A 12733-nucleotide genomic window follows, 5' to 3' on the forward strand; every position below is an offset into this window, starting at 1 on the left:
ACTTCATCACGTAACTCTTTGATTTCTAAAGAGTTTTTCCGTTTCCTCGCTGAGGAATGGTCGCAATTATGGACGTGTTTTCCATTCCTGGCAACTCCTATTCGAGATTTTTTCTACCGGGCTGTATCTACAGGTTTCCGGATCGGGGAAAACCGTCTCGAAATCGTCAGCGCCCGGGATGATTGCACAAATACCGGCCGATAGCTCCCCCTCACCCGCTCTTGGCCCCACCTACCCGATCGGGTTATGGCGCCACCGCACCCGCTGTTGGACAGTGCAGCCAACGGCTCGACCCGGGCCTCTTCCATCAGGTTCAAGGCGGAATTCCAACATGCGTACAGCATTATCGGCGGCGTTTGGCGTGGTTCTGACGGTAGCGGCAACTTCGGGACAGGCCGACGAGCCCACGAGCAAGACCCTGCGTTTGTACAACTGGGCGGACTATATCGGCGAGCGCACCCTCGCCGGGTTCGAGAAAGCCACTGGAATCAAGGTGATCTACGACACCTTCGACTCCTACGAAACCGTCCAGGGCAAGCTGCTTCCCGGACGCTCCGGCTACGACCTGGTGATGCTCAATGCCGCGCTGGTGCCGCCGCTGATCAAGGCGCAGGTGTTCCAGCCGTTGCACAAGCAGTGGCTGCCCAGCTGGCACAACCTCGACCCCGAGGTGCTCAAGAGCCTGGAAAGCTACGACCCGGGCGTGCAGTACTCGGCGCCCTATACCTGGGGCAGCAACGGGGTGACCTACAACATCGAGAAAATCCAGCAACGAATGCCCGACGCGCCCATCGGCTCCCTGGCGATGCTGTTCGATCCCAAGGTGGTCTCACGCTTCGCCGATTGCGGCGTTACCCTGCAGGACTCCCCCACCGACATCCTGCCATTGGTGCTGACCTGGCTCGGGCGCGATCCCAACAGCGCCGAGCCCGCAGACCTCAAGGCCGCGCAGGATGCGCTGATGGCCGTGCGTCCCTATATCCGCAAGTTCGACTCCACCAGCTACCTCAACGGCCTGGCCAACGGCGACCTGTGCGTCAGCGCCACCTGGTCCGGCGACTACGCCACGGCCCAGGCCCGGGCCGATGAGGTCGGGGCACCGATCAAGCTCGGCTACTTCATTCCGCGAGAAGGCTCGCTGATCTGGTTCGACGACTTCTACATTCCCGCCGATGCACCGAACGTGGCCAATGCCCATGCCTTTATCGAGTACCTGCTGCAGCCCCAGGTGATGGCCGAAGTCAGCGACCATATTCGCTACGCCAACGCCAACCTCAAGGCCACGCCCCTACTGGCCGCCGAGGTTCGTGACAACCCGGCGATCTACCCCGATGCCCAGACCCGCGAGCGACTGTTCACCCAGAAGATCCAGACCCCCGCCAGCACCCGCCTGATCACCCGCACCTGGAACACGGTGAAAATTGGCAAATGACCTGTCGGCCCTAGCTCCGCATACCTTCTATCCAACGCTTCGACCCGAGGTAAACCCCCATGGCGATCCAACCCGAAGGTTTCTTCCAGCAGTTCGACGATCAGCAACTGGTGGCCGCCGACAAGGCGCATTACATGCACGGCTTCCATATGTTCGACGAGCACCGTGAGCAAGGCTCGCTGAACATCGCCGCCGGTAGCGGCGCCTATATCTACGACACCGCCGGCAACCGCTACCTGGATGCCGTTGGTGGCATGTGGTGCACCAACATCGGCCTGGGTCGCGAGGAAATGGCCCAGGCCATCGCCGACCAGGTGCGGCAGCTGGCTTATTCCAATCCGTTCTGCGACATGGCCAACGTCAGCGCCATCCGCCTCTGTGAAAAGCTCGCCAGCCTGGCCCCGGGCGACCTCGATCACGTGTTCCTCACCACCGGCGGCTCCACCGCAGTGGACACCGCCTACCGCCTGGTGCAGTTCTACCAGAACAGTCGGGGCAAACATGAAAAGAAGCATGTGATCTCGCGGATCAACGCCTACCACGGCTCCACCTACCTGACCATGTCCATCGGCAACAAGGCCGCCGATCGCGCACCCGAATTCGACTTTATGGGCGATCTCTTTCACCACATCTCCTGCCCCAACTACTACCGCGCGCCAGCCGGCATGAGCGAGGCGGAGTTCCTCGACTTCCTGGTGGCCGAATTCGAAGACAAAATCCTCACCCTGGGCCCGGACAAGGTCGCCGCTTTCTTCGCCGAACCCATCATGGGCTCCGGCGGGGTGATCATTCCGCCCGAGGGTTATCACCGGCGCATGTGGGAAATCTGCCAGCGCTATGACCTGCTGTATGTGGCCGACGAAGTGGTGACGTCCTTTGGCCGCCTGGGCAGCTTCTTCGCCTCCCAGGAGGTGTTCGGCATGCAACCGGACATCATCACCACCGCCAAGGGCCTGACGTCCGGCTACCTGCCACTGGGCGCGTGCATCTTCTCCGAGCGCATCTGGCAGGTGATAGGCGAACCGGGCAAGGGCCGCTGCTTCACCCATGGTTTCACCTACAGCGGTCATCCGGTGAGCTGCGTGGCCGCACTGAAGAACATCGAGATCATCGAGCGGGAAAACCTCCTGGCCCATGTCGAGGACGTTGGCTTCTATATGGAGCAGCGCCTGCAGACCCTGGCCGAGCTGCCCTTGGTGGGCAACGTGCGCTGCAAGCGCTTGATGGCCTGCGTCGAGTTCGTCGCCGACAAGCACACCAAGGCGCTGCTGCCGGAGGCCCTGAACATCGCCGAGCGCATACACCTGCGCGCCCAGGCCAAGGGCCTGCTGGTCCGCCCCATCGGCCATCTCAATGTGATGTCGCCACCGCTGATCATCAGCCGCCAGCAGGTCGACGAAATAGTCACCACCCTGCGTGAGTGCATTCTCGAAGCCGCCGCCGAACTGCGGCGCGATGGTCAGTACCTGTGCGGATGAACCTGGGGCCTGGCCAGGAAAAACCCCGCGGCCGGGTCTTACCCGGCCCGTGCCCGGCAGTTAAACTGCCGCACATGACCCTACCGGCTAGCCCCTCCAGCACCTCACTCTGCATCCAGGCCCTGCAGCACTGGCATGCCGGCCTGGCCAGCGCATTGTGCAGTGTCGAAGACAGTGCATTCCTGCAGCACCTGGCGGCGGCGCTCAATGCCCTGACCCCCATCGAATCGATGATGATCAGCCTTGAACGCAAGGGCCTGCCGCCGCAGCTGCTGTTCGAACAAGGCATAGTCGGCGAGTACCGCGACGAGATCATCATCCGCTATTTCTCCCGGGGCTATCTGCTCGACCCTTTCTGCCTGGCGGTGGAAAACGGACTGACAGAAGGCTTCTACCATCTCTCGGAAATCGCTCCGGACGACTTCTTCAGCAGCGAATACTACAAGACCTACTACCTCAAGACCGGCGGCGCCGAGGACAGCTACTACATCGTCGACCTCGACCCGCAAAGCAAGATCTCCCTGTGCATGTTCCAGGGCCTGAGCGGCGGGCGCTTCGCCGCTGCGGCCCTTGAACTGCTGCGGGCCGTGGAACCACTGGTGCGCGAACTGCTGCGCCGCTTCGGCAATGCCGGCGGTCTGCAGCAACTGTTCCGCCAGCCCCCGAGCAACGTACTGCCCGGCATGGCCCCGGCCGACCTCAACCAGCAGATCGAAACGGCCTTCATGAGTTTCGGCAACCCGCTGCTGACCGTGCGCGAGCGCGAGATCGCCCATTTGATCCTGCGCGGGCACTCGGTGAAATCCACGGCCAAGGTGCTGCAGATATCGCCAGAGACCGTGCGCATGCATCGCAAGAACCTCTATACCAAGCTGGATATCAGCTCCCAGGCCGAACTGTTTTCACTGTTCATCGACTGGCTGACCCAGGCGCGTCCGGCACTTATCCAGTGAGCCGGCCTGCAACCCTCATTGCGCCTCAATAGGCGGCCCAGTGATTGAAGCGCTCCTCCAGCGCTTGGCCATGATCGAGCCAGAAGCCATGATCGACCCGCAAGGCTCGGCTATGACTGGGCCACCCATGAATGATCCAGGCAAACAGCGCCTGTTGCTGGGAACTGCCGGCGAAGGCAATGCAAGTCTGCGCCGCAACCTGGTGTTCCACGCCCTTGACTACACCCCAGCTGTCCATGTCGTACAGGCGGCCCCGCCATGGCAGCGGGAATTCCAGCGCCTGCTGACGCAGATGCACCGAGCGGGCCGTGTAGGCCGCCGCCATGCTCACCTCGCCCGAGGCCAGCCATTGCAGCGGTTGGGCCCCGGCCTCCCACCACTGGATATGCGACCTGATCTGATCCAGCTTGCGAAACGCCCGATTCACCCCGGCCACCTGGCGCAAGGTGGCATACACCTGCCCCGCCTTTACCCCATCAGCCAACAACGCAAGCTCAAGGCACAGCCGGGCACTGCGGCGCAACCCGCGCTGGCCCGGAAAGGCCGCCAGGTCCCAGAAGTCGGACCAGTGAGTCGGTACCCAGGGCAAGGCCTCTGGGTCGTAAACCAGGGTGGTCGCCCAAATGTAAGTCTTGAACATGGAATCCTTTCCTGTTGCTCAGGCCAAAGCGGCAATCCTAGTCAGTCATGAGCGCCTGGAGGTGGAATAAAAGGCGGCATTCCATGGAGCTTTTTTCCAATCAGGCACTGCAAGCCTTCTCTGGCGCTGTCAGATTTTTCAAGATTGAGGTCATGGATGAACAGCAACCCAAGCTTCCGCGCAGCCACCCTGCACAGGCTGGCCCCCAGCGCCCTGCAGCGACTCAACGACTATCGCCTGCCCAGCCTCGACGCCCTGCTGGCTTTCGCCACCGCCGCGCAGAGCATGAACATCGAAGGAGCGGCCAAGTGCCTGGCACTGACCAACAGCGCCTTGCGCAAACGTCTCTTCACCATCGAACAGTTGCTCGGGCTGCAACTCTTCGACCGCCGGGGTGGCCCTCTGGCGTTGACCGTCGAGGGTCAGTTGTACCTCGACCAGATCGTACCGATACTCGCGCAATTGCTGGCCGTGCCCCTGCACAGCCGTCAGCTCCAACGCAGGCATCGTCTGGTCCTGAGTTGTCCGCCGACCTTCGCCCGGCAGATCCTAGTGCCGCGCCTGGCCGAACACAGCCTGGCCCATCCGGAGGTCGATCTGCAGATCCAGCTCTGCGCGCCCCTGACCCGCAGCAACCGGCAGGACATCAGTATCTGTGGCGACAGCGCTGAAGTCGCGCCCCAGCAGCGACTGCTCGAAGAGCGCTTGCAACCCATGGTCGCCCCGGCGCTCCTGCAACGCTTCGGTTCTCTGCAGTTGCCGCAGGACTTCGTCCACCTGCCCTTGTTGCGTTCACCGCTGGAGCCCTGGCGCCCCTGGTTGCGGGAAGCGCAACTGGCCCTGGAGGAACCGACCCAGGGCCCGGCCCTGCTGGATCTGGGCATGATGCTCGAGGCCGCCGCCAACGCCCAGGGCGTGGTCCTGGCGCGCCCGTCCCTGGCTCGTCCGTGGCTGGAACAAGGGCGCCTGTTGCCACTTGGCGATGTTCGCAGCGTGCCGTCCTATCACTACGCGCTGCACCAGCAGAACCCCACGACCGAGGCCGACGCGTTCTGTGCCTGGCTGCGTCAGGTGTGTCGCGAAGCCGTGCACCAAGGCGAGCGGCAACTACACAAAAGCGCCTGACCGCAAGATGAAAAAAGGGCCTGTACCAGGCCCTTGTTCATCCCATGCGCCCACGCCCCTCAGCGGGCCGCCCAGGCATTGAAACGCTGTTCCAGCTCCTCGCCATGGTCGACCCAGAACGCCGCATCCACCGCCCGCGCCCCCTTGAGATTGGCCGCGTAGGTCGGCAACTGCTGCTGCACCGCCTCAGGCAACAATGGCAGGGCCTGGCGATGCACCGGGCCGTAGGGAATGTTCTGCGAGAACATTTTCTGCGCCTCGGGCTGGCTGGCGAAGAGGATGAAATCCTCGGCCAGGGCCTTGTTCGGCGACCCCTTGACCACCGCCCAGTACTCCGGGTCGTAGAGGCTCTGGGGCCAGAGAATGCTCAGTTGCATGCCCTCCTTCTGCGCCATGGCGATACGCCCGTTGTAGGCCGCGCTCATCACCACATCGCCGGCCACCAGCCATTGCGGCGGCTGGGCTCCGGCTTCCCACCACTGGATATAGGGCTTGATCTGGTCCAGCTTGGCAAAGGCCCGGGTCACGCCTTCGGGGGTGCCCAGCACCTGATACAGCTGGGCCGGTGCCACGCCATCGGCCAGCAGGGCGATTTCCAGGGTGTACTTGGCGCTCTTGCGTAGGCCGCGCTTGCCGGGAAACTCCTTGAGGTTCCAGAAATCCGCCCAAGAGCCGGGCGCCCTGGCCAGCTTCTGCGGCGCAAAGGCCATGACCATCGACCAGACATAAGTGGCCACGCCACATTCACTCAAGGTGCCGGGAACGAACTGCCCAGGGTCGCCGAAGCGTGCCAGGTCCAGGGGCTCGAACAGCCCCTCGTCGCAGCCGCGCAACAGCTCCGGGCTCTCCACTTCCACCACGTCCCAACTGGTCTTGCCGACATCCACCATGGCCTTGATCTTCGACAACTCACCGTTGTACTCGCCGGCCACCACTCGGGCCGCGCCACTTTGGTTAAAGGGCTGGAAATAGGCTTTTTCCTGGGCCTGCTTGGTGGCTCCACCAAAGGAAATCACAGTGAGATTCTGCGGCTGGGCTGCCGCACCGGTGCACAACAAGACCCACGACAACGCAACGCCGCAACGCAAGGTATTGGACATGAAACCCATCCTCAAGAAAGCCGGCTCGCCCGCACGAGCCCGCACAGCAGGAGCCTGGACGCGACCGTGTTCACGGGCGGTACAGCACCAGGCACAACCAATCCTGATCAGCGATGCACGCTGCCGCGCGGCACAGGCCGGGCAGGCGGATGCTCACCGTCGCGGGCTCTGCGGCCCCGTTCGCTTGATCGGTGTGCGAGCGCTTCGGCTGAAGCGGACGCAGTCATGCTCGAATGGCAGTTCATCGCTTGCTCCCTGTTGTTTTTCTAGGAAGAACAAATCGATCGGCAGTGCATCGCGCCGCAGCGCCCGTGGCAGTCGGGCAGGCGAATGCAGGGGGCCATTGTTTCCCGACCCGAAGCATTGCGAAACGAGGTTTTTATGAGGCACAGGCAAGGGAAAAGCTGCTTCGAAGCGGGCCTGCGCCAGGTGTTCGCGAACCAGCAGCACAGCAAAAGGCTTGAACAAGCAACGGCTTCAATCTTCACCCGCCATCAATCTCTCGCCCATTCGGCATGCCGGCCTCTGCCCGAGAACGCTAGAATCAGCGGCACCTTCCCCATGCGACTCGACGAGACCCGCTCATGAGCTTCGACTTCGATACCCTGCACCCCCGCCAAGGCACCGGCAGCACCAAGTGGAGCCGTTACCCCGAGGACGTCCTGCCGATGTGGGTCGCCGACATGGATTTCGCCGTGGCCGAGGACATTCTCCAGGCCCTGCGCCAGCGCCTGGAACACCCGCTGCTGGGTTACAGCGTGGCCCGTGACGAGTTGCGCCAGGCAGTGGTCGCCGACCTCTGGAACAAGTACGCCTGGCGCGTGCAACCCGAAGAGCTGATCTTCCTGCCCGGGGTCGAGCCCGGCTTCAACATGGCCCTGCATGCCTTCGTCCAGCCGCAGCAGTCGGTGGTGGTGCAAACCCCCAACTACCGCCCGCTGCGCATGGCCCCGGACAACTGGCGCCTGCGCAAGACCGAGGTGCCATTCCAGCTCAATGCCGACGGCACCTACAGCACCCCCATAAACGCCCTGCGCCAGGCCCTGCAAGGCGCCGGTGCGATGCTCCTGAGCAACCCGCACAACCCCCTGGGCAAGGTTTTCCCCCGCGAGGAACTGCTAGCCGTGGCCGAGGCCTGCCTCGACCAGGGCGCCCTGATCATTTCCGACGAGATCCATGCCGAACTCTGCTTCGACGGTCGCCGGCATATCCCCACCGCCTCCCTCGGCCCGGAAATCGCCCAACGCACCATCACCCTGATGTCGGCGAGCAAGGCCTACAACGTCGCCGGCATGAAGACCTGCTTCGCCATCGTCCAGGACCCGGCCACCCGCCTGGCGTTCAACAATGCCCGCTGTGGCATGGTCGACAGCGTCAGCCCCCTGGGCCTGGAGGCCACCCTGGCCGCCCTGACCCATGGCGGCCCCTGGCTGCAGGCCCTGCTCGGCTACCTGCAAGGCAACCGCGACTACCTGCTGCACGCGGTGCAGACCCGCTTGCCGGGCATCCGCATGCACGCCCCGCAAGGCACCTACCTGGCCTGGCTCGATTGCAGCGCACTGGGCCTGGACGATCCCCACGCCTTCTTTCTCAAGGAAGCCAAGGTCGGCCTCAGCGCCGGCCTGGAATTCGGCGACGACTGCGGGCAATTCGTGCGGCTGAATTTCGGCTGCCCGCGGGCCCTGCTCGAAGAGGGTATCCAGCGCCTGGAGCAGAGCCTGAGCCGGCGCTGAAACCTGGGGACGCTCGCCCGCTCATGGCGCTGGCGGGCCGGCCAGCAAGGTGCGAAAGCCCAGATGCGAGGCCCCCATGTAGGTGACCTGGGGCTGGCGCGCCGAAGGCCGGTAGCGCAGGCAGGCATCGGCCGAACACAGGTGTGAGCCGCCCTTGATCACCCTCACGGGTACGCCGGGCTGGCGCGGGTCGAAACTCGCGCTGGCCACCGGCCCTTCAGGGTCCTTCGCCGGCATGGACCCATGCCCTGGGCGATACCAGGTGCGGGTCAACTGCCAGACATTGCCCGCCATATCGAACAGGCCGAAGCCATTGGCCGGGAAGCACCCCACCGGCGAGGTGCCGCGGAAACCATCGCGGGCCAGGTCCTGATAGGGAAACCGCCCCTGCCAGGTGTTGGCCAGGTAACGTTCTGCGGCGGGTTCGTGCATGCCCCAGCTGAAATCGGCATCTTCCAGGCCGCCACGGGCGGCATATTCCAGTTGCGCCTCGCTGGGCAGTTCGCGGCCCAGCCAGTGTGCATAGGCCAGCGCGTCCTCATAGGCGACATGCACCACCGGATGGTTGTGCCGCCCTTGCCAGGCACTACCCGGCCCCTCGGGATGACGCCAGCTGGCACCCTCGACAAACTGCCAGGACGATTTCAGCTGCCCCGATCCCTGGCGAAACACCATGGAACCAGGCACCTGCGCCCCCGCCCCAAGGCTGGGGTCGAGCCTGGCGTCGATGCCCCGCTCGGCCAGGGTGCGATAGCCGGTTGCCGCAACAAACGCGGCGTACTGCGCGTTGCTCACCGGGTGCACATCAATCCAGAAACCTGAAACCTGCACCCGCTGCGCCGGGCCCTCCTCGGCATAGAAACGATCGGAGCCCAACGTGAAATGCCCCCCTTCGACCCAGCGCATGCCCTTGCGCCACGGCCCCTGGTACAACGCGGGAACACCGCTATAGGCCTGGCAAAGAAGATGGTCCTGCGGCGGTTGGCCCCATTCCAGCAGGTTGCCCAACGAAAGCCCGGCCACCAGCCCCAGGGCGGCAACCGCCAGCGTCATGCGCCCGAGCTTCACGGCCCGGCCACCACGGCAGGCGCCTGCACGGCCGGAAACAGCGGCTGCCCGTTCGCCTGCAGCACAATGTTGTTGCGCTGGGCGTAGGCCCGCCAGTCCCGCAGCAACTGCGCCACCAACTGCGGATGTTGCGCGGCCAGGTCATGACGCTCCCCCGGGTCCCTGGCCAGGTCGTAGAGGCGCCAACCCGGAGCCTTGTGCTTGAGGTCAAACAGCAGCTTGAGCCGATCGCGGCGCATGGCGGCGCTGCCGAGCATGGCCCAGCCCTGGGTGGCACCCGGCGAATGAACCAGCGCATCACGCCCTTCAAGGTGCGCCAGCAGCGAGGTGCCCTGGGGCACTATCACCGAGCGCCCGCGATAGCTGACTCCCGGCAGGCTGGCGCCGGCCAGTTCCACCAGGGTCGGCAGCACATCGCGAACGCTGGCGAACTGGTCACTGCTACCTTCACTGAACCGCCGAGGAAAATGCACAAAGGCCGGCACCCGGATACCGCCCTCATATGGGGTCATCTTGTAGCGTCTGTTGGGCAAGGCACTGACCTGGGCCCAGGCCGGTCCGGTACTGAGAAACGAATCACGCCGGCCGTAGTTCTCCAGCCGATTGTCAAAATGCTCGGCGACCCAGGCCGGGTCGCCGCGAACCAGGCTTTCCGGGCCGTTGTCGGACATGAACACAATCAGCGTGTTGTCCAGTTCGCCACGCTGGCGCAGGAAGTCCACAAGACGCCCGATCTGGTCATCCAGCGAGCGCACCATGGCCGCATACACCTCCATGCTGCGGGCCGAACGCTGCTGTTCTTCCGGGCTCAGTGCATTCCAGGCCGGCACGCCCTCAAGCAAGGGCCGGGGCCGATAGTCGGCAGCCACCATCCCCAACTGACGCTGCCGGGCCAAGCGTTCCTCGGCCAGCACCTCATAGCCCCGGTCATACCGGCCGCGCTGTTGCTCCAGGTAGGCATCCGGCGCCTGCAAGGGCCAATGCGGGCTGGTATAGGCGGCCAAGGCAAAGAACGGCCGATCCTCTGCACTGCCAATCATCGCCATCAGGCGCTCGGTGAACCAGGTGCTGGAGTAGAAGTCATCCGGCAGTTCAAGCGCCTGGCCGTTGTGCACGAAGGTCCAGGGATAGTTGGGCATCAAGCCCATGTTGGCTTGCTTGAAATGCGCAGAACCGCCTTCGAGCAGCACATAGGCCTGGTCGAACCCACGGCGATGGGGCTGTTGCTCCGGAGCACCGCCCAGGTGCCACTTACCGGCGATGTAGGTGCGGTAGCCGGCATCGCGCAGCAGCTCCGCCAGGGTCGCCACGTTGTCCCCCAGCACCCCCTCGTACCCCGGGTGCACCTCGCTGCCTTCGGGCAAACGGCTGCGGGCCTCGGACATCATGCCCAGGCCGGCCAGGTGCGGGTCGTTGCCCGACATCAGCATCGCCCGGGTCGGAGAACAGGCCGGGGCGCTGTGGAAGTCCAACAACAGGCGCCCCTGGCGCAACAGGCGATCGAGGTTCGGGGTGGCGATCTCGCTGCCCAGCGCCGAAAGGTCGGAAAACCCCAGGTCATCGGCCACCAGCAGGAGTATGTTCGGTTTCTTGGCATTGGCCGTGGCGAATGCCGCCAGAGGCCAGGTCAACACACTGGCCAGCAGGCAGATCAGCAGTCGGTTCATGGTATTGGCCCTTGTTTGGGTCATGGACAAACGCCAGCCGGCACCTCGGTGTGAAATGCCGGGGTTGCCAGGGTCTAGAACGGATAGTGTCGCGGCCGATGCTGCAGGCTGATCCACTGATCCCGGGTGAACTCCTCGATCGCCCAGTCGCCATTGAAACGCCCCAGCCCGGAGTTCTTTTCGCCGCCGAACGGCGCGTTGGCATCATCGTTCACCGGCACATCGTTGATATGAGTCATGCCGGCGCGCACTTGGCGGGCGAAATTCACCCCGCGCTCCAGGCTGGCGCAGAACACCGCGCTGGACAGGCCGAACTCGCTGGCATTGGCCAACTCCAGGGCGTGGGCCTCGTCGCGGGCGCGCAACAGCCCCACCAGTGGGCCGAAGATCTCATTGCGCGCCAGGTCCATGTCGGCACGCACTTCGCCATACACATGGGGCGCCAGCAGGTTGCCCTGCACCCCGCCTTCGTACAGCGCCTCGGCGCCTTCGGCACGGGCCAGGGCGATCTTGTCCTGCAGGCCCTGCAACTGCCGGGCATTGATCACCGGACCGATTACCGTGTCCGGCCGTTGCGGATCGCCCACCTTGAGGCTACGCACTCGGGCCACGAAGCGCTCGGCAAAGCTGTCGTAGAGGCGTTGGTCGACGATGATCCGATTGATCGCCATGCAGATCTGCCCCTGGTGCAGGAATTTGCCGAACACCGCGGCCTTCACCGCCCGCTCGATATCGGCGTCATCCAGCACCACGAACGGGCTGTTACCCCCCAACTCCAGGGCCACCCGCTTGAGGTGCGCGCCGGCACTGGCGACACGGCCGATATCGCGGCCCACCGCCGTCGAGCCGGTAAAGGTGATCAACGACGGTACCGAATGCTCGACAAAGGCCTGGCCAATCTCGCTGCCGGCCCCTACCAGCACGCTGCACAGCCCGGCGGGCAGGCCGGCCTCCTCGAAGACCTTCGCCAGCAGCAGGCCGCTGCACACCGGGGTGTCGCTGGCCGGCTTGATCACCACCGCATTACCCAAGGCCAGGGCCGGGGCGATGGAGCGCTGGGTCAGGTGCAACGGGAAGTTCCACGGGCTGATCACCCCCACCACCCCCAGGGCACTGCGATAGACCCGGCTTTCCTTGCCCGGCACATCGGATTCGACAATCCGTCCATGGACCCGCGCCGGAAACGAAGCCGCCTCCAGGGTGATGGCCCGCGCCGCGGCCCATTCGGCCTGGGCCTTGATCCGCGTGCTGCCGGATTCGCGGATGATCCAGTCGAGGATTTCCTCCCGGCGCCGATCGAAAATCGCCACCACCCGATGCAGCACTGCGGCCCGCTCGGAAGGCGCCCGAGCCGCCCACTGCGGCTGCAGGCCGCGTCGAGGTCGCCGCGATCGACCTGGGCCAATTCCAGCAGCACCTCGCCATCGAAGGGGTTGAGCACGCGCAGGGTCTTTTCACTTCGGCCCTCGCGCCATTGCCCGGCAATGGGTTGCAGATGCAGATTGCTGTACACCGTGGGTGAATCGCTCATCATCAA

9 protein-coding genes and 1 pseudogene are annotated in these 12733 nt (G+C 64.3%); 5 read left to right on the forward strand and 5 right to left on the reverse strand.

Going from position 1 to position 12733, the window contains the following annotated elements; genetic code table 11:
- The first annotated feature begins 331 nt into the window (after nucleotides 1–331).
- The 3 genes from J4P02_RS23015 (at nucleotide 332) to J4P02_RS23025 (ending at nucleotide 3863) form a co-directional block, all read left to right on the forward strand.
- Nucleotides 332–1432 carry a polyamine ABC transporter substrate-binding protein gene (locus J4P02_RS23015; protein ID WP_426194551.1) on the forward strand — a complete coding sequence of 367 codons (1101 nt, stop codon included), beginning with the start codon at nucleotides 332–334 and terminating at the stop codon, nucleotides 1430–1432.
- A gap of 59 nt (nucleotides 1433–1491) precedes the next feature.
- Entirely contained in the window at nucleotides 1492–2910 is a 1419-nt protein-coding gene (locus tag J4P02_RS23020) for an aminotransferase (protein ID WP_426194553.1), read from the forward strand.
- 74 nt (nucleotides 2911–2984) lie between these two features.
- Nucleotides 2985–3863, forward strand: a complete 879-nt coding sequence (locus J4P02_RS23025) for a LuxR C-terminal-related transcriptional regulator (protein WP_426194555.1) — start codon at nucleotides 2985–2987, stop codon at nucleotides 3861–3863.
- A 25-nt stretch (nucleotides 3864–3888) separates the two neighbouring features.
- Here J4P02_RS23025 and J4P02_RS23030 read toward each other — a convergent pair whose 3' ends face one another.
- The gene (locus tag J4P02_RS23030) at nucleotides 3889–4503 is read right to left on the reverse strand and encodes an extracellular solute-binding protein (RefSeq protein WP_426194557.1); all 615 of its coding nucleotides are present in this window, start codon (nucleotides 4501–4503) and stop codon (nucleotides 3889–3891) included.
- Nucleotides 4504–4659: 156 nt separating this feature from the next.
- Between J4P02_RS23030 and J4P02_RS23035 the strand changes: the two genes are divergently transcribed.
- Complete coding sequence (locus J4P02_RS23035) at nucleotides 4660–5628, forward strand: LysR substrate-binding domain-containing protein (RefSeq protein ID WP_426194559.1); 969 nt, start codon at nucleotides 4660–4662, stop codon at nucleotides 5626–5628.
- Nucleotides 5629–5687: 59 nt separating this feature from the next.
- Here J4P02_RS23035 and J4P02_RS23040 read toward each other — a convergent pair whose 3' ends face one another.
- Entirely contained in the window at nucleotides 5688–6728 is a 1041-nt protein-coding gene (locus J4P02_RS23040) for an ABC transporter substrate-binding protein (protein ID WP_426194561.1), read from the reverse strand.
- Nucleotides 6729–7312: 584 nt separating this feature from the next.
- Between J4P02_RS23040 and J4P02_RS23045 the strand changes: the two genes are divergently transcribed.
- On the forward strand, nucleotides 7313–8461 hold the full coding sequence (locus J4P02_RS23045) for a MalY/PatB family protein (protein WP_426194563.1): 1149 nt from the start codon (nucleotides 7313–7315) through the stop codon (nucleotides 8459–8461).
- A gap of 21 nt (nucleotides 8462–8482) precedes the next feature.
- Here the strand turns inward: J4P02_RS23045 and J4P02_RS23050 are convergent, their stop codons facing one another.
- The 3 genes and pseudogenes from J4P02_RS23050 to J4P02_RS23060 form a co-directional block, all read right to left on the reverse strand.
- Nucleotides 8483–9514, reverse strand: coding sequence for a formylglycine-generating enzyme family protein (locus tag J4P02_RS23050; RefSeq protein WP_426194565.1), 1032 nt, complete (start codon nucleotides 9512–9514; stop codon nucleotides 8483–8485).
- An 11-nt stretch (nucleotides 9515–9525) separates the two neighbouring features.
- Nucleotides 9526–11196 (reverse strand): arylsulfatase, encoded by a 1671-nt coding sequence (locus J4P02_RS23055; RefSeq protein WP_426194567.1) that lies wholly within the window; start codon nucleotides 11194–11196, stop codon nucleotides 9526–9528.
- Between the two features lie 74 nt (nucleotides 11197–11270).
- Nucleotides 11271–12727: pseudogene (locus J4P02_RS23060) on the reverse strand (aldehyde dehydrogenase family protein).
- Between the last annotated feature and the right edge of the window lie 6 nt (nucleotides 12728–12733).

The organism is Pseudomonas sp. NFXW11, assembly GCF_049887815.1.
In the GTDB taxonomy this organism is placed as follows: domain Bacteria; phylum Pseudomonadota; class Gammaproteobacteria; order Pseudomonadales; family Pseudomonadaceae; genus Aquipseudomonas.